Annotated in this window: 17 protein-coding genes and 4 tRNA genes; 6 read left to right on the top strand and 15 right to left on the bottom strand. The window is 52.9% G+C overall.

Going from position 1 to position 15,932, the window contains the following annotated elements; translation table 11 throughout:
- Positions 1-32: 32 nt before the first annotated feature.
- The 12 genes from rplL to KJS40_RS03625 all read right to left on the bottom strand — a co-directional run bounded on the left by rplL (position 33) and on the right by KJS40_RS03625 (position 6,193).
- Positions 33-413 (bottom strand): 50S ribosomal protein L7/L12, encoded by a 381-nt coding sequence (rplL, locus tag KJS40_RS03680; RefSeq protein WP_090456952.1) that lies wholly within the window; start codon positions 411-413, stop codon positions 33-35.
- Positions 414-469: 56 nt separating this feature from the next.
- The gene (gene rplJ, locus KJS40_RS03675) at positions 470-994 is read right to left on the bottom strand and encodes a 50S ribosomal protein L10 (RefSeq protein WP_025042213.1); all 525 of its coding nucleotides are present in this window, start codon (positions 992-994) and stop codon (positions 470-472) included.
- Positions 995-1,438: 444 nt separating this feature from the next.
- Positions 1,439-2,131: a 50S ribosomal protein L1 gene (gene rplA, locus KJS40_RS03670; RefSeq protein WP_025042212.1), complete on the bottom strand. Its 693-nt coding sequence runs from the start codon at positions 2,129-2,131 to the stop codon at positions 1,439-1,441.
- Positions 2,132-2,563: a 50S ribosomal protein L11 gene (rplK, locus tag KJS40_RS03665; protein WP_213539110.1), complete on the bottom strand. Its 432-nt coding sequence runs from the start codon at positions 2,561-2,563 to the stop codon at positions 2,132-2,134.
- A 105-nt stretch (positions 2,564-2,668) separates the two neighbouring features.
- Positions 2,669-3,202 (bottom strand): transcription termination/antitermination protein NusG, encoded by a 534-nt coding sequence (gene nusG / locus KJS40_RS03660; protein ID WP_025042210.1) that lies wholly within the window; start codon positions 3,200-3,202, stop codon positions 2,669-2,671.
- On the bottom strand, positions 3,202-3,546 hold the full coding sequence (secE, locus tag KJS40_RS03655; RefSeq protein WP_213539109.1) for a preprotein translocase subunit SecE: 345 nt from the start codon (positions 3,544-3,546) through the stop codon (positions 3,202-3,204). Before secE ends, nusG begins: the two co-directional genes overlap by 1 nt.
- A gap of 174 nt (positions 3,547-3,720) precedes the next feature.
- A tRNA-Trp gene (locus tag KJS40_RS03650) sits at positions 3,721-3,796 on the bottom strand.
- 54 nt (positions 3,797-3,850) lie between these two features.
- The gene (tuf, locus tag KJS40_RS03645) at positions 3,851-5,041 is read right to left on the bottom strand and encodes an elongation factor Tu (protein WP_025040225.1); all 1,191 of its coding nucleotides are present in this window, start codon (positions 5,039-5,041) and stop codon (positions 3,851-3,853) included.
- Positions 5,042-5,080: 39 nt separating this feature from the next.
- A tRNA-Thr gene (locus tag KJS40_RS03640) sits at positions 5,081-5,155 on the bottom strand.
- A gap of 89 nt (positions 5,156-5,244) precedes the next feature.
- Positions 5,245-5,318 (bottom strand) — tRNA-Gly (locus KJS40_RS03635).
- A gap of 161 nt (positions 5,319-5,479) precedes the next feature.
- Positions 5,480-5,564 (bottom strand) — tRNA-Tyr (locus tag KJS40_RS03630).
- 161 nt (positions 5,565-5,725) lie between these two features.
- Positions 5,726-6,193: an FKBP-type peptidyl-prolyl cis-trans isomerase gene (locus KJS40_RS03625; protein WP_213539108.1), complete on the bottom strand. Its 468-nt coding sequence runs from the start codon at positions 6,191-6,193 to the stop codon at positions 5,726-5,728.
- Positions 6,194-6,320: 127 nt separating this feature from the next.
- On the opposite strand from KJS40_RS03625, the gene KJS40_RS03620 reads away from it, so the two are divergent.
- Positions 6,321-6,770 carry a YbaN family protein gene (locus tag KJS40_RS03620; RefSeq protein ID WP_213539107.1) on the top strand — a complete coding sequence of 150 codons (450 nt, stop codon included), beginning with the start codon at positions 6,321-6,323 and terminating at the stop codon, positions 6,768-6,770.
- Positions 6,771-6,891: 121 nt separating this feature from the next.
- On the opposite strand, the gene KJS40_RS03615 is transcribed toward KJS40_RS03620, so the two are convergent.
- The 3 genes from KJS40_RS03615 to KJS40_RS03605 form a co-directional block, all read right to left on the bottom strand.
- A complete protein-coding gene (locus tag KJS40_RS03615) occupies positions 6,892-7,563 on the bottom strand; it encodes an OmpA family protein (RefSeq protein ID WP_213539106.1) in 672 nt (223 codons plus the stop codon).
- Positions 7,564-7,743: 180 nt separating this feature from the next.
- Positions 7,744-8,664, bottom strand: a complete 921-nt coding sequence (xerD, locus tag KJS40_RS03610) for a site-specific tyrosine recombinase XerD (RefSeq protein WP_213539105.1) — start codon at positions 8,662-8,664, stop codon at positions 7,744-7,746.
- Complete coding sequence (locus KJS40_RS03605) at positions 8,651-9,154, bottom strand: methylated-DNA--[protein]-cysteine S-methyltransferase (RefSeq protein ID WP_213539104.1); 504 nt, start codon at positions 9,152-9,154, stop codon at positions 8,651-8,653. Before KJS40_RS03605 ends, xerD begins: the two co-directional genes overlap by 14 nt.
- 347 nt (positions 9,155-9,501) lie before the next feature.
- On the opposite strand from KJS40_RS03605, the gene KJS40_RS03600 reads away from it, so the two are divergent.
- The 5 genes from KJS40_RS03600 to adk all read left to right on the top strand — a co-directional run bounded on the left by KJS40_RS03600 (position 9,502) and on the right by adk (position 15,756).
- Complete coding sequence (locus tag KJS40_RS03600; RefSeq protein ID WP_213539103.1) at positions 9,502-11,028, top strand: leucyl aminopeptidase; 1,527 nt, start codon at positions 9,502-9,504, stop codon at positions 11,026-11,028.
- 6 nt (positions 11,029-11,034) lie between these two features.
- Entirely contained in the window at positions 11,035-11,454 is a 420-nt protein-coding gene (locus tag KJS40_RS03595; protein ID WP_025040232.1) for a DNA polymerase III subunit chi, read from the top strand.
- 98 nt (positions 11,455-11,552) lie between these two features.
- Positions 11,553-11,930, top strand: coding sequence for a hypothetical protein (locus KJS40_RS03590; RefSeq protein ID WP_213539102.1), 378 nt, complete (start codon positions 11,553-11,555; stop codon positions 11,928-11,930).
- Positions 11,931-12,084: 154 nt separating this feature from the next.
- Positions 12,085-14,910: a valine--tRNA ligase gene (locus KJS40_RS03585; protein ID WP_213539101.1), complete on the top strand. Its 2,826-nt coding sequence runs from the start codon at positions 12,085-12,087 to the stop codon at positions 14,908-14,910.
- A 192-nt stretch (positions 14,911-15,102) separates the two neighbouring features.
- The gene (adk, locus tag KJS40_RS03580) at positions 15,103-15,756 is read left to right on the top strand and encodes an adenylate kinase (protein ID WP_090456980.1); all 654 of its coding nucleotides are present in this window, start codon (positions 15,103-15,105) and stop codon (positions 15,754-15,756) included.
- Positions 15,757-15,932: the final 176 nt, after the last annotated feature.

Raw genomic sequence — 15,932 nt, 5'->3', positions numbered from 1 at the left:
TTCACGCCGCCAGCTGGTCTTATCGTTTTATCTTATTTGATCTCGGCAGTTGCGCCGGCTTCGGTCAGCTGTTTCTGGATGGCCTCCGCATCGGCTTTGGCGATACCTTCCTTGACGGCTTTGGGTGCACCGTCCACCAGATCTTTCGCTTCTTTCAAACCCAGTCCGGTAACCGCGCGCACTACTTTGATCACGTTTACCTTGCTATCGCCCACGGCGGTCAGCATTACGGTAAATTCCGTTTGCTCTTCCACAGCGGCTGCGGCACCACCTGCGGCGGGTGCAGCCGCCACGACGGTAGCAGCGGCAGCGGAAACGCCAAATTTCTCTTCCATTTCCTTAATCAGCTGAGAAAGCTCCAGCACGGTCATATTTGCAATCGATTCTAAAATTTCTGCTTTGGCTATCGCCATGGTTTTCTCCTGATAATTAACCTGATTGATTACGATCTCGAAATACTAAAACCGGACTAAGCGGCTTGTTTTTGGTCACGGACAGCTGCAACGCCGCGGACAAAACGGGTAGGCACTTCATTGAGTGTTCGAACAAAATTGGCGATGGGTGCTTGCATCGTACCCAACAGTTTCGCAAGCAGCTCGTCACGGCTTGGGAGAGAAGCAAGACTTGCGACGTCATTGCTGGACATCAACAAATTAGCCATGGCGCCAGCTTTGATCACCAACTTATCATTGGTCCTGGAAAACTCATACAGCACCTTGGCCGCCGCAACTGGATCACTTCCGATACCATAGACGAGCGGACCGACCATGTGTCCGGAAAGCTTCGAAAATGGTGTATCTGAAATTGCTCTACGCGCGAGCGAGTTTTTGACGACCCTGAAATATATTCCCGATTGACGCGCCTTCGCGCGCAATTGCGTCATATGTCCAACGGTAAGACCGCGGTACTCCGCGATAATGATTGCCTGCGCATTCGCCACCTGAGCGCTTACTTCAGCAATTACCGCTTTCTTTTCTTCTAAATTTAGACTCAAGGGCATTCTCCATCAGTAAAAAGCGACGCCGAGCTCAGATTTTGGTATTGATATTGATTGATATGGGTATACCCATAAAACTCAAAACCAACCTGACAATCTACTCAGCTATCGCGAACCGGCGACCTTAAATCAGGAGTTCAATCTGTTCCTGTTTTTGCGGCACGCCATCTGCGCTGGGTGCCTGAGATGGAGAAAAACAGAAGCGAGAGCGATACAAGCACTGCTCAGCCTCTCTCCCATCTCTACTTGCAATTAAGTTCCAAGCAATGGTTTGCATTCAATAGACTGCTTCACAGCTTATTGTTACGCTCTGCCACTGCTTAACAACCCCAACGGTCTTTGACAACCCGTCGAATAGGTACAACATGTTAGGTACAGCATGCCTTTCCGACGGCCCAAAGCCTTACAAACAAAACCATTAAAAGTTGACGCATTTAAAGCTTAACGCATGCTAGCCTGATCCACACGGACGCCTGTTCCCATGGTGCTGGAAACCGAGATCTTTCTAAGATAAACACCTTTGGAGGCAGCGGGTTTAGACTTGTTGAGCGCATCCAGCAGCGCCAGCATATTTTGTATCAGCGCGTCTACGGTAAACGATGCGCGGCCGATAGTGCACTGAACGATGCCAGCTTTATCAGCGCGATATTGCACTTGACCTGCCTTGGCATTTTTTACCGCACCCGCAACATCCGGCGTCACCGTACCCACCTTGGGATTGGGCATCAACCCGCGCGGCCCCAGTATCTGCCCCAATTGTCCGACAATACGCATGGCATCAGGGCTTGCGATAGCCACATCAAAATCGATATTGCCTGCTTTGATCTGTTCCGCAAGATCCTCAAACCCGACAATATCCGCACCGGCTGCAAGCGCCTCCTTAGCCTTATCACCCTGGGCAAACACGGCGACACGCACTGTTTTGCCAATGCCTGCAGGCAGAACCACCGAGCCGCGAACAGCCTGGTCGGATTTTTTTGCATCAATACCTAAATTCACCGCCACGTCGATGGATTCGTCAAATTTTGCAGTGGCGGTTTCCTTGATGATCTTGAGAGCGTCCGGTAGGGGATAAAACTTGCTACGATCGACTTTTTCGATAATCGCCTTGAAACGTTTGGATACGTGTGCCATTTATATGCCCTCCACTTCGACGCCCATGCTGCGGGCACTGCCGGCAATAGTGCGCACTGCGGCATCCATGTCCGCCGCTGTCAAGTCCGGTGTTTTTATTTTGGCGATTTCTTCTGCCTGTTTCCGTGTCAACCGGCCTATTTTATCGGAATGAGGCTTGGGACTGCCTTTGCTGACGCCCACCGCTTTCTTTATCAGAACGGTCGCCGGCGTAGTTTTCATGGTGAAAGTGAAGCTCTTGTCGGCGTAAGCGGTAATAACAACCGGTACCGGCAGCCCAACTTCCATTTTCTGAGTCGCGGCGTTAAACGCCTTACAAAACTCCATGATATTCAATCCTCGCTGGCCAAGCGCAGGACCTATCGGTGGGCTAGGGTTGGCTTTGCCTGCCGCGACTTGCAATTTGATATAGCCGACTATCTTTTTTGCCACAATAATTCTCCTTTTGGGTACAAACGAACGTTACTACGCTCTCCCCGTTAACAACAAACAGGGCGGCATGCTCAATCCTGAGCGCCAACCCATTCCACTCTATCTCTAGGCTTTTTCGACTTGACTGAAATCCAGCTCTACTGGCGTGGGCCGGCCAAAAATGGAAACCGAAACCCTGATCTTGCTCTTGTCATAGTTGACATCTTCCACGTTACCGTGGAAATCGGTGAACGGCCCTTCCTTGACGCGAACTGCCTCGCCCGTTTCAAAAAGAACCTTGGGCTTGGGTTTCTCCACTCCTTCCTGAATCTGATGAAGAATATTCTGTACTTCCTTGTCGCTGATGGGTGTCGGCTTCATGGCCGAACCCCCGATAAAGCCCGTTACCTTAGCCGTATTCTTGACCAGGTGCCATGTCTCGTCGGTCATCTCCATCTCGACCAGTACATAGCCCGGAAAAAATTTCCGTTCGCTGAGATTCTTCTGACCTCCTTTCATCTCAATAACTTCTTCTACCGGAACAAGTATCTGTCCAAATTTTTCCTGCATTCCGGCACGATTGATTCGTTCCTTCAACGCGCGCTGCACACCCTTTTCAAATCCGGAGTAGGCATGAACCACATACCACTTTTTATCCATCACCCCTCCTGTCCCATCAGATATTTCACCGCCATCAACAAGCCCGCGTCTACCATCCATAAAAACAGAGCCATTACCAGAACAAAACCAAAAACTATTCCGGTAGTTTGCATCGTTTCTTTACGGGTCGGCCATACAACTTTCCGGGTTTCTTCCGATGACTCTCTACTGAACGCATAGAACTGTTTGCCTTGGGTAGTAAACCAGACCACCACCGCCGCAAGAACGATACCGGCGAGCACGGAAATAACGCGTATTACCATGGCGCTATCGCTCAGGTAATAGAAACCGGCAATACCCGCGATCAACAGCAGAAGCGCGAATCCCAACTTGATCTTATCCACTACTCTATCCCACTCTGCCTGTAATGCTTATCAGTAAATGAAGCGGTGCAGGAGCTGATCATACGACTTGCAACCTCAGCTCTTCATGCAATATGTTGGTGGTATTATGAAGCTTTTGCTTCCCTAGAAAAATATGCAGTAAGCTATGATGACTCTCAATAGCGTCTCTTAGGGTGGCAGGCCAGGAGGGCATCGAACCCCCAACCTTCGGTTTTGGAGACCGACGCTCTGCCAATTGAGCTACTGGCCTGTATTTCGGACATGAATACAAAGGTCTTCAATGTTTGGAATGCGCTTGGCGACGTCACTCGATAATCTTTGCCACCACGCCGGCGCCAACGGTTCTGCCGCCCTCGCGAATGGCAAAACGCAGACCTTCTTCCATCGCTATCGGCGCGATCAGGTTGACCGTCACGGAGACGTTGTCCCCCGGCATAACCATCTCGGTGCCCGCAGGCAATTCAATCGCACCTGTTACGTCGGTGGTACGAAAGTAGAACTGGGGACGATAGCCCTGGAAAAACGGGGTGTGACGCCCACCTTCTTCTTTGCTCAGTACGTATATCTCGGCAGTGAACTTGGTGTGCGGGTTGATGCTGCCAGGCTTGGCCAATACTTGGCCGCGCTCGACGTCTTCCCGCTTGGTGCCTCGCAGCAATACGCCAACGTTGTCGCCAGCCTGCCCCTGGTCCAGCAGTTTCCTGAACATTTCCACGCCGGTACATACTGTCTTGATGGTGGGTTTGAGTCCTACTATCTCGATTTCCTCGCCCACTTTGACGATGCCGCGCTCTACCCGTCCGGTGACCACGGTGCCGCGCCCGGAGATGGAGAAAACGTCTTCCACCGGCATCAGGAAGGGGCCGTCTATCGCGCGAACGGGTTCGGGTATGTAGCTGTCCAGCGCATCGGCCAGCTTGAATATGGAGGGCTCGCCTATGTCGCTCTGGTCGCCTTCGAGTGCTTTCAGGGCAGAACCGATGACGATGGGGGTGTCGTCTCCCGGAAAGTTGTATTTGGACAGCAGTTCGCGCACTTCCATTTCCACCAGTTCCAGCAGTTCGTCGTCATCCACCATGTCCGCTTTGTTCATGTAGACGACGATGTAGGGCACCCCTACCTGACGCGCCAGAAGGATGTGTTCGCGGGTCTGCGGCATCGGCCCGTCCGCAGCCGATACTACCAGTATCGCGCCATCCATCTGCGCCGCACCGGTAATCATGTTCTTGACGTAGTCGGCGTGGCCCGGACAGTCAACGTGCGCATAGTGCCGCTTCACCGTCTCGTACTCGACGTGCGATGTGTTGATGGTGATGCCCCGTGCCTTCTCTTCCGGCGCCGAGTCTATCTGCGCGTAACTCTTCGCTTCACCACCAAACTTCTTCGTCAATACCATGGTGATCGCCGCCGTCAATGTGGTCTTGCCATGATCCACATGCCCTATCGTACCAACGTTTACGTGCGGCTTCGTCCGCTCAAATTTACTCTTTGCCATGATCGTTCCTTTTTAAAGCACCTTTATATTCACGTCCTATGGAGCCCATGGCCAGGATTGAACTGGCGACCTCTCCCTTACCAAGGGAGTGCTCTGCCACTGAGCTACATGGGCAAGCGTCTTCCTGCCTAAAACCTGTCACTTACCTTCGGTATCCTGCAAACAATTTGCCAACACTTTCGGCTTTTCTCTGGCTCCGAACCTGGAGCGGGTGAAGGGAATCGAACCCTCGTCGTAAGCTTGGAAGGCTTCTGCTCTACCATTGAGCTACACCCGCATCTAGCCATCGATCTGGATTGAAGCGCCCAATCAACTCATCAGAGAAAAGGCGTCGCGCACCACCATGCGTCGCCCGCTATCTAAAATCGGGCTCATCAGGATTGCAGACGTTACCAGCGCCTCGCAGCCCTGCCATACCTCTGTATACACCACCTGATTTGGTGGAGGGGGAAGGATTCGAACCTTCGAAGGCAGAGCCGTCAGATTTACAGTCTGATCCCTTTAACCGCTCGGGAACCCCTCCAAACGAAACTGCCAATTGTGAATGCTTTAAGCTGATAAGTCAACGTGCATTTCAGGGTTTTTTGCTTGGCAACCGCAGACACTCAAGATGATGAACTGGCCGGATTCTATCATCTGAATTAGTCAGCTTGAGAAGATGGCAATATCTCATCGCCAAGAGAATCAGTGTGTAGATCCTTGGCGCAAACCTAACAGCTCAACCTCGAAAATCAGTGCCGCGTTCGGTGGAATGACCCCTTGCCCCGCCCCTCGCGCGCCATACGCCATATCGGCGGGAATGATCAAAGTCCGTTGCCCCCCCACCTTCATGCCGGCCACACCTCGATCCCAGCCTTTGATTACGCGGCCCGCACCCAGCAGAAACGAAAAAGGCGCGCCGCGATCACGCGAGCTATCAAATTTCGTTCCTTTTTTATCAGGCACGCTGGGATCGTAAAGCCAGCCGGTATAATGCACTTCAACCGCCTTACCGACCACCGCCTCTTCGCCGGTGCCTATCTTGGTATCTTCTTTTATAAGTTCGGTCACGTTGGACACTCCCTGCCTGGTTTCAGAAAATGCGGCCTGGGGCAATAAAACCATACCCAGTAGTAGTATGCTCAAATTGATCAGTGTGTTTACCTTAGACATGATTGCCCCAAGATTGAATTAGTATTTTGCACGCCCTCAACATTTTATTATACCGGTTAACCACCCACGCTTGATAAAAGAGCGGTTAAATTTTTGAACTCGTCGATATTTCCATAAGCCCAAGCATATGCAAGAGCGTCTGAATGATGAGGTATGCCAGGAGCAGCAAGAGCCGCCGTCAATACGGCTGCATGATTCGCCTGTCATACGGTATCTCTATCTGGCAGCGGGGTTCGCTGCGCTGATACTTGCCGTGGCAGGCATAGTGCTGCCGATATTGCCTACCACTCCTTTTATACTGCTGGCTGCGGCCTGCTTCGCGCGCAGCTCGAAACACTTCCATGACAGGCTTCTGGCTAATCGCATTGCAGGTCCGATCATCCGCGAATGGATCGAACACCGCAGCATTCCACGGCGGGTCAAGCGCTGGGTTTACTTCCTGCTGGCGATATCATTCGGCAGCTCCATCCTGATGATGCCGTCTGTCTGGCATCAGGTGATGCTGGCTGTGCTGGGCATCATCCTGGTTGTGTTTATCTGGCGCATACCTGTCAGGGATTTGCCTGCCGTTCCATGACAGCGCGCACAGTCGATGACAACCCGTGGCGGACTGGTGCATTCAATTCGCTCCAATGAGCGAGAGACGATGCAACCAGCCTCATTTTAACCACCCGTTGTTTACTGCGTCGCCGACGGTCTTACTCTGAAGCGGCTTGCGGCTCAGCCACGAAAATTTCAACACGACGGTTTTTAGCTCTGTTTGCAGGTGTATCGTTAGCGACGAGAGGCTCGCGGGAACCACGACCATCGATACTGATGCGATTCGGGGAAACGCCCCGGCTCACCAGATATTCCCGCGTACTGGCCGCACGGTTTATAGACAAGGGATTATTGATTGCATCGCTACCCGAGTTGTCGGTATGTCCAATGATCGTTACCTGGGAAGCAGTGTTATTGCTCAGGCTCGTCGCAAAACTATCCAGCACCGGTTTGAAATCATTTTTGATCTCCGCGCGGCCGGTATCAAATGAAATATCGCTGGGGATATCCAGCTTCAGGCGGTTATCCGATGTCTTGACGACGTGTACACCCGTACCTGAGGTAGCTTGTTCCATTTCCTTTTTTTGCTGTTCCATTCTTCTGGACCACACATTCCCGGCAATGGCCCCAAGGCCGGCACCCGCAGCGGCGCCAATCGCCGCACCTGTCCCTTTACCTGCAAGAGCGCCAATTATTGCGCCTGTACCTGCACCGATCCCCGCGCCTATAGCCGTGTCTCGAGTTCTGTTATTTTGCGTTTCAGGCGTGCTGGCACAGCCACCCATCGCCAAGACTATCGCGATGGAAATAATTGATAATTGATTACGCATGATTTTCTCCTTATTTATCGGTAAAGTTATGCGGAGCGGCGATTATTTCTTCACATCATCAGCTCGCTTAAGCTAACTCTAGCAGAGGATGGATGAAAACGAATTTTTTTACCTGTAGAAGTGCAGCTATTCTATTTGTATCTCTTCCTCAGGATCGTGATGGGTGAAAAAAGCTATCAATTACCCTCGTGGATGATGCAGAGCATGAATGCGCTTCAACCGTTCGCGCGCCACGTGAGTATAGATTTGTGTGGTGGAAATATCTGCATGGCCCAGCAGCAATTGCACAACGCGTAAATCAGCACCATGATTGAGCAGATGCGTAGCAAAAGCATGGCGCAACGTGTGTGGCGACAACGGCTTGGCAATGCCTGCCTGGCGCGCATAACGTTTGATCAGATACCAGAAAGCCTGGCGTGTCATGGCCGAGCCGCGGGTGGTAATGAACAGTGCGTTACTCAATCTCCCCTTCAGCAACTCCGGTCTGGTCTCTCTAGTGTAGCGAGCGACCCATTCCAGCGCGTCTTCGCCCAAGGGCGTCAACCGCTCTTTCCCGCCCTTGCCGATTACTCGTACGATACCCATGTTCAGGCTGATTTGCGGGCTTTCCAGGCTGATCAGTTCAGATACGCGAAGTCCGCTCGCGTATAGCACTTCAAGCATGGTGCGGTCACGCAATCCCAATGGGACCTTGACATCGGGCGCATCAAGCAAGGCTTCCACATCCGCCTCGGTGAGGCTCGCGGGCAAATTACGGGGCAGCTTGGGCGTATCAATATTGAGACTTGGATCAACCTGAATTCTTCCCTGGCGCAACAGGAAACGGTAGAACCGCTTTAAACTCGACAGTTCGCGGCTGGTAGTGCTCGCCTTCACCCTGGCGGAAACCTTACAGGCAAGAAACTCCAACAGGTCCGGATGAGTCGCCGCTATGAGCAAGCTATCATTTTGTTTTCGCTCACTCTGTTTAGCCAGCCATTGGCTGAATTGTTGCAGGTCGCTGCGATAGCTTTCCAGCGTATTACGCGATAAACCATCTTCCAGCCACAAGGCATCCGAGAATTCGTCCAGCAAGCATGAGTCAAGCTCAGGCCCCTTCATGGTGCAACAGCCAGCGTTTGATAGTAAGCGGGACGCCATCGCTCGCATTCATAAACCCGCCCAGCCCGCCGTTCTTAGCAATAACGCGATGACAGGGAATAATTATCGGAAGGCGGTTGGCTCCGCATGCCTGCCCCACGGCACGCGGGGCTGAATGCAGTTGTGCAGCAATATCGCCATAACTACGTGTAGTCCCGCTGGAGATGTCCTGGATGGCACGCCATACCCTGCGCTGGTGAACCGTGCCGCCAATGTGCATCGATAGATCGAATATAAAGCTCGGATCAGCCAGATACGCCTGCAGCTGCTCGCAGACTTCCTTGGCCAAAGCGGTGCGCGGTGCGAGTAAAGGCGTATCGGCGGGCAGGTACGCTATATCGGTCAGCCAGTCTTCCTCGATACGAAGACCGAGTACGGCAAATGGGGCAGCGAGCTTTGCTTGATAGTCATCTGCTGATTTTTCTTTATGAGCAACCTTAGGCTTCATCATGACAATATTAACCCAGATGTTTCATAAATTCGCGTGATGATTGCGCAGGATTTTGTTTCGTAGGGAGATTTTGTGAAAGAGTGGCGTAGTTATTCATACGCTCGACTGAACGAAATTTTCATACGAAACAAAAGACCAGCAAGGGCGCGCGTCAATTTATGAAATATCCGGGTTGGGATCGTTTATTCATCGTACTTACCGTGCCGCCTGAGACAGAGAATTCAGTCAGAGAGGCTTTTGTAAACAGTATACTGTCCGCTTTGACTTTATGCGGACAGTCCGGCGATAATCAACCATTATTCGGTTTGAGTAATCTATCGACAAGACCCCTGATCGAGGAGCAAGTGGTGAAATTTAATATAAAAAGCGGAAACCCGGAGAAGCAGCGCAGCGCGTGTGTGGTGGTAGGCGTATTCGAGCCGCGCAAATTGACCGCGGCGGCGGAAGCCATGGACAAGATCGCCGATGGATATATCGGCGGCCTATTGCGCAGCGGCGATATGGAGGGTAAGGCAGGCTCTGCATTGGTGCTGCACAATGTGCCCAACACCTTGTGCGATCGAATACTGCTGGTGGGACTCGGCAAGGAACAAGCGCTCAGCGATAAAGCGTACTGCGATGTGGTGCGCGGCGCATTCAAGGCGCTGCATGGCACAGGCGCTACCGACGCCGCCCTGTTTTTGAATGAGGTGCCTGTCAAAAACCGTGAAACCGCATGGAAAATTTCACAAACCGCCATTATCGCGATGGAAAGCAGGTATCGCTTCGATCGGCTAAAGAGCCAGGTTGAAGAAACCAAACCGCATCTTCGTAAAGTTACGCTTTACACCATGAACGAGGGCAGCCGCGGAGAACTTGCCGCCAGCGAGGAAGCCCTGCAGCAGGGCCTTGCCATTGCCGATGGTATGAATCTGGCCAAAGATTTAGGCAATCTCGCGCCCAACATCTGTACCCCGACCTACCTTGCAGAGCAGGCCATCGACGTGGCCAAGGCTTATAAGCTCAAGGTTACCGTTCTGGAGCAGAAGGACATGGAGAAGCTCGGCATGGGCGCATTGCTGGCTGTTGCCCGTGGCAGCCATCAACCCGCCAAGCTGATCGCGCTGGAATACTGGGGACGGACGAAGAAGGAAAAACCGGTCGTACTGGTGGGCAAGGGCGTCACTTTTGATACCGGCGGCATTTCCTTGAAGCCCGCAGCGGAAATGGATGAAATGAAGTACGACATGTGCGGCGCGGCCAGCGTGCTCGGTACCATTACAGCGGTGGCGAAAATGCGGCTTCCCGTCAATGTGATCGGCATCATCCCCACCACCGAAAATATGCCGGGTGGCAATGCCACCAAGCCCGCCGACGTCGTTACCAGCATGTCCGGGCAAACCGTGGAAATTCTCAATACTGATGCTGAAGGACGACTGATCCTGTGCGATGCACTGACTTATGCCGAACGCTATGAACCCGAGACCGTAATAGATATTGCCACCCTTACCGGTGCTTGTGTCATCGCGCTCGGCCATGTTGCGTCGGGATTGCTCAGCGCGGATGAAGAACTGGCGGAGGAATTGCTGCACGCTTCCGGGAAAGCGGCGGATCCCGCTTGGCGACTGCCGTTATGGGACGAGTACCAGGAGCAACTGAAAAGTAATTTTGCCGATATCGCCAACATTGGTGGCCGCGCCGCCGGAACCATTACCGCAGCCTGCTTCCTGTCGCGTTTCACGAAGAAATATCGATGGGCTCACTTGGACATAGCGGGTACTGCCTGGAAATCCGGCAAGGAAAAAGGAGCCACAGGCCGACCTGTGCCCCTGCTGACACAATTCCTGATCGGGCGAGCGGCGAAAAAAGGGCCTGCTGAGCATAAATCGAAATAGACTGGCATGACCGAGATCGACTTCTACTCCGGCAGCGAGGATAAACTTCATACCGCTTGCCGTCTCGTCGCCAAAGCGTTGCAGAAAGGCTTCAAGGTAATGATTTATACGACCGATACAACAATGATCGAGCGGCTGGATAAACTTCTATGGACTTTTTCTTCAATCGATTTTATTCCTCACTGCCGTGCTGACGACAAGCTGGCCGATGTCACACCAGTCATACTTGGCTACGCCGCGAATCTTCCACACGATGATGTCCTGCTCAACCTGGATGTTGAAAATCCTTCGTTCTTCAGCCGCTTCCGGCGTTTGATCGAAATCGCCGGCACCGCGCCGGAAGATACGCAAGCGGCGCGAAAACGCTATCGCTTCTACCAGGATCGGGGATATGAAATTCGCCATCATAAGCTTGGAGCGGTATAGTTAAACCAGGTAGAGTTGCGAATATATTCTGCATCCGTCCCTCTCCCGGATACTCTTCTCCCCCACCCTTCCACCTATTCACGAATGCCGGCACTTCCATGACAGACAGCAGCGATGAAACGACGCCAGAAGCTGATTACAACGAAATTCTGAGCAAGCTCGAAGCGTTGCTGCGCAAGCACCAGGGCACCCCATCGGCTTCAGCCTCGGTTGAAACGGATGGCAAAGCCGAGGCTTTTCATAGTACTGCTCACGGAACTGCATTAGAGCAGAGACCGTTGATAACGGTAGACGAGATACCAACACTCACTGAAATAGTATATCTGGCGCCTGAAACACTGTCGCCTCAGCCTGACATTACATCGCTGCTGGAGCAAATTCTGGATGCCGCGCTCGGGGATGCGAAGGTCGACCTGCATGCCGATGCGAGAAAAATATTGGTTCAGTCGCTGGAATCCCGCTTATTCGGACTTTGAGCGGCTTCCGGCTTCCGGCCCCACCCGCGCATCAGCTTAGCCGCATTCTGGCCGGCCACCGCTTCAGGATAAACATCACCCGACGATAACCGTCGCTGTTTGCGTCCGCACCTTCCGTTATAATTCCCTGTTTTCCGCCTCCCCGTCAACATCCATGGAACTCGAAAAAAGCTTCAATCCCCGTACCATCGAAAACCGCTGGTATTCGCAATGGGAATCCGCCGGCTATTTCAAATCCATGTCCGATGAAACACATGCCGGAACAGGGGCGGTTCCCGCCTACTGTATTATGCTGCCTCCCCCCAACGTAACCGGCACACTGCACATGGGCCACGCTTTCCAGCATACCTTGATGGATGCGCTTTCGCGTTATCACCGCATGTGTGGGGAAAACACGCTATGGCAGCCGGGTACGGATCATGCCGGGATTGCAACGCAAATTGTGGTGGAACGTCAACTGGACCAGCAGAATATCGATCGCCGCGACCTGGGGCGGGAAGAATTCATCGAGCGCGTATGGCAATGGAAAACGGAATCCGGCTCCACCATCAGTCGCCAGATGAGGCGGCTGGGTGCTTCCTGCGACTGGTCGCGCGAACGCTTCACCATGGACACAGGATTATCCCGAGCCGTTACTGAAGCTTTCGTTCGGCTTTATCGCGATGGCCTCATCTATCGGGGCAAAAGGCTGGTAAATTGGGATCCGGTGCTGCAGACCGCGGTTTCCGATCTGGAAGTGATATCCGTAGAGGAGGAAGGATCTCTCTGGCATATTCTCTATCCGCTCGAGAAAGACGGAGAAATAGCTCTGGACGACGCAGAGCCAGTAAGCGTTATTGTCGCCACGACACGTCCCGAAACCATGCTGGGCGATATGGCGGTCGCCGTGCATCCGGACGACCCCCGCTATCGCCACCTGATCGGTCGCCACGTGCGCCTTCCATTATGTGAGCGAAGCATTCCCATAATCGCCGACACGTATGTCGATCCGGAATTTGGTACCGGCTGCTTGAAAATTACCCCCGCGCATGATTTCAATGACTACCAGGTCGGGAAGCGGCACAAGCTCGTTCCGCTCGGTATCCTCACGCTGGACGGAAAAATCAATGAATTGGCGCCTGCGCAGTATCAGGGCATGGACCGTTCGGATGCTCGCAAAAAAATCATTTCCGATCTGGAAGAACAAGGTCTTCTGATCGAAACCAGGCCGCACAAACTGATGGTGCCCCGCGGAGACCGAACCCACGCGGTCATCGAGCCAATGCTCACCGACCAATGGTATGTGGCGATGGATAATCTGGCCAAAGCCGGGCTGAAAGTGGTAGCGAGCGGTGAGATCGGTTTTATTCCGGAAAACTGGAGTCATGTATACAACCAATGGCTCGAAAACATCCAGGACTGGTGTATTTCGCGTCAATTGTGGTGGGGACACCGAATTCCGGCCTGGTATGACGAGGATAACAACATCTTTGTCGCGCATAGCCTGGAGGAAGCACGGCGGTTGGCTGGCGAACGCAAGCTCACCCAGGACGAGGACGTGCTCGATACCTGGTTTTCATCGGCGCTATGGCCATTCTCCACCCTGGGCTGGCCTGCAGAAACACCCGAACTCCGGACTTTTCTGCCAACGTCGGTTCTGATCACGGGTTTCGACATCATTTTTTTCTGGGTGGCACGCATGGTGATGATGTCGCTGTATTTCACCGGCAAAGTGCCGTTCCGGGAGGTGTATATAACCGGGCTGATACGCGATGCGGAAGGTCATAAGATGAGCAAGTCCAAGGGTAACGTGCTGGACCCGCTGGATCTCATTGACGGCATCGCGCTACCGGACTTGATCTCAAAGCGCACCACAGGTCTCATGAACCCCGCACAGGCGGAATCCATCGAAAAAATCACGCGTAAGCATTTCCCTGCAGGCATTCCCGCGTTTGGTACCGATGCGCTGCGCTTTACGTTTGCCAGTCTCGCATCTCATGGCCGTGATATAAAGTTCGATATGCAGCGCTGCGAGGGCTACCGGAATTTTTGTAACAAGCTGTGGAACGCCAGTCGCTACGTTTTAATGAATTGCGAGGGAAAAGATACGGGTTTAACGGCTGGTTTGACTTCAGTGCTCGATGAAGTACCGGCATTGGCATATTCCGGTGCCGACAGGTGGATCATCAGCCGTTTGCAATTGGCGGAAATCGCGGTCACTCAGGCTTATCGCGATTACCGCTTCGACATGGCGGCACGGGAAATCTATGAATTAGTCTGGGATGAGTATTGCGACTGGTATCTGGAGTTTGCCAAAGTACAGTTGAATGACGGCAGCGCTGCTGCACAGCGCGCCACCCGCCGCACGCTGGCGCGCGTATTGGAGACAGCGTTACGGTTGGCGCATCCCATTATTCCCTTTATTACCGAAGAATTGTGGCAGAACATCGCGCCGCTGGCCGGCAAGCAAGGCGCGAGCATCATGCTGCAGCCCTATCCGAAAGCTGACCCCGGGAAGATCAGCGAAGATGCAATTGGCCGGATAGCCGCACTCAAGGAAATGATCAACGCCTGCCGGACTTTGCGCGGCGAAATGAGTCTGTCTCCAGCATCGAGGGTTCCGCTGCTGGCTGCAGGAGATGAGCAAACGCTCTCTGAATTTGTTCCTTACCTGATGGCGCTGGCTAAACTCTCAAGCGTCGAAATCGTGCACGGCGACTTGCCCCACGCCGATGCGCCGGTTGCAATCGTGGGCGAATTTCGATTAATGCTTAAAATCGAAGTGAATATAGTGGCCGAGCGCGAACGACTGGCTCGGGAAATTGGCCGCATCGAAGCAGAAGTCGCCAAAGCGGAGAGCAAACTGGCCAATAACAGCTTCATCGAGCGTGCTCCCGCCAAGGTGGTGGAGCAGGAAAAAAACAGGCTTGGCAATTTTTGTGCAACGCTGGTGAAGCTGAAAGAGCAGTTGCTGAAGCTGGATAACTCGCCGACCCTGTGAATGGATTTCAGATTTTGCCGGCAGCGCGCCCGATGAAGCAGGAAGAATATATTGAAACTTCTCGATTCATAAAATTGAAGCAAAAAGTTCGAGCCTCATGCTCGGCTGCGCTATACTTACCGGAAATAATGAAGAAATACCTCTAGCTCCAACTTATAAGGTGGAGCTCATGGAAAGAGATAAGGGGAAATAATCATAATTGTTCTATTAGGCGGCCCCGGCGCGGGAAAAGGGACGCAGGCCAATTACATCAAGGAACATTTCGGCATTCCCCAGATATCCACGGGCGACATGCTCCGCGCGGCAGTCAGGGCGGGTACCGAACTCGGTATCATGGCCAAGAAAATCATGGATGAGGGTGGGCTGGTTTCCGATGACATTATTATCGGCCTGGTCAAAGCGCGTATCGCACAGCCCGATTGCGTAAAAGGTTTCCTCTTCGACGGTTTTCCCCGCACTATTCCCCAGGCGGATGCAATGAAGGCCGCCGGCGTACCCATCAATTTTGTGATCGAAATTTACGTGCCTGACGAAGAGATCATCAGGCGCTTGTCGGGCCGGCGCATGCATCCCGCCTCGGGCCGTATTTATCACGTGATATTCAATCCACCCGCCAGGGATGAGAGAGACGACGTAACCGGCGAACCACTGATACAGCGCGACGACGATAAAGAGGGAACCGTGAGAAAGCGGCTGGAAACCTATCATGCCCAGACCGAGCCATTGGTGGAATACTATGCCAAATGGTCAGTCAGCGGCGGAAGGGGTGCCCCCAAGTACGTCAAAATTGCGGGGGTAGGATCGGTGGAAAATATCCGCGACGCCATTTTCGCTTCACTGAAATAAACCTCGATCAAGACCCTTGGCGGACTTGAGCTTTATGATATCACCGCCGTTTTAATCCGTGAACAACAACACAGCAGCAGCCTTAACAAACTGCAGTCTGATGCATCGTTGCGCGGCCAGGACGGTAGCACTAACAGCCTGTCGGACTTGAAGAATCGCAGCGAAAAAGTGACTGA

Source organism: Nitrosospira sp. NRS527, assembly GCF_018406445.1.
GTDB lineage: Bacteria > Pseudomonadota > Gammaproteobacteria > Burkholderiales > Nitrosomonadaceae > Nitrosospira > Nitrosospira briensis.
The sequence above is the reverse complement of the archived record's forward strand: the minus strand, read 5'-3'. Positions and strand labels throughout refer to the sequence as shown.

Coding starts and splice junctions, on each gene's coding strand:
- KJS40_RS03620 (WP_213539107.1), top strand. CDS start 6,321: ATGCAAGAGCGTCTGAATGATGAGGTATGCCAGGAGCAGCAAGAGCCG.
- xerD (WP_213539105.1), bottom strand. CDS start 8,664: ATGAAGGGGCCTGAGCTTGACTCATGCTTGCTGGACGAATTCTCGGAT.
- rplL (WP_090456952.1), bottom strand. CDS start 413: ATGGCGATAGCCAAAGCAGAAATTTTAGAATCGATTGCAAATATGACC.
- KJS40_RS03615 (WP_213539106.1), bottom strand. CDS start 7,563: ATGCGTAATCAATTATCAATTATTTCCATCGCGATAGTCTTGGCGATG.
- KJS40_RS03590 (WP_213539102.1), top strand. CDS start 11,553: ATGACAGACAGCAGCGATGAAACGACGCCAGAAGCTGATTACAACGAA.
- KJS40_RS03585 (WP_213539101.1), top strand. CDS start 12,085: ATGGAACTCGAAAAAAGCTTCAATCCCCGTACCATCGAAAACCGCTGG.
- KJS40_RS03625 (WP_213539108.1), bottom strand. CDS start 6,193: ATGTCTAAGGTAAACACACTGATCAATTTGAGCATACTACTACTGGGT.
- KJS40_RS03605 (WP_213539104.1), bottom strand. CDS start 9,154: ATGATGAAGCCTAAGGTTGCTCATAAAGAAAAATCAGCAGATGACTAT.
- tuf (WP_025040225.1), bottom strand. CDS start 5,041: ATGGCAAAGAGTAAATTTGAGCGGACGAAGCCGCACGTAAACGTTGGT.
- KJS40_RS03595 (WP_025040232.1), top strand. CDS start 11,035: ATGACCGAGATCGACTTCTACTCCGGCAGCGAGGATAAACTTCATACC.
- rplA (WP_025042212.1), bottom strand. CDS start 2,131: ATGGCACACGTATCCAAACGTTTCAAGGCGATTATCGAAAAAGTCGAT.
- nusG (WP_025042210.1), bottom strand. CDS start 3,202: ATGGATAAAAAGTGGTATGTGGTTCATGCCTACTCCGGATTTGAAAAG.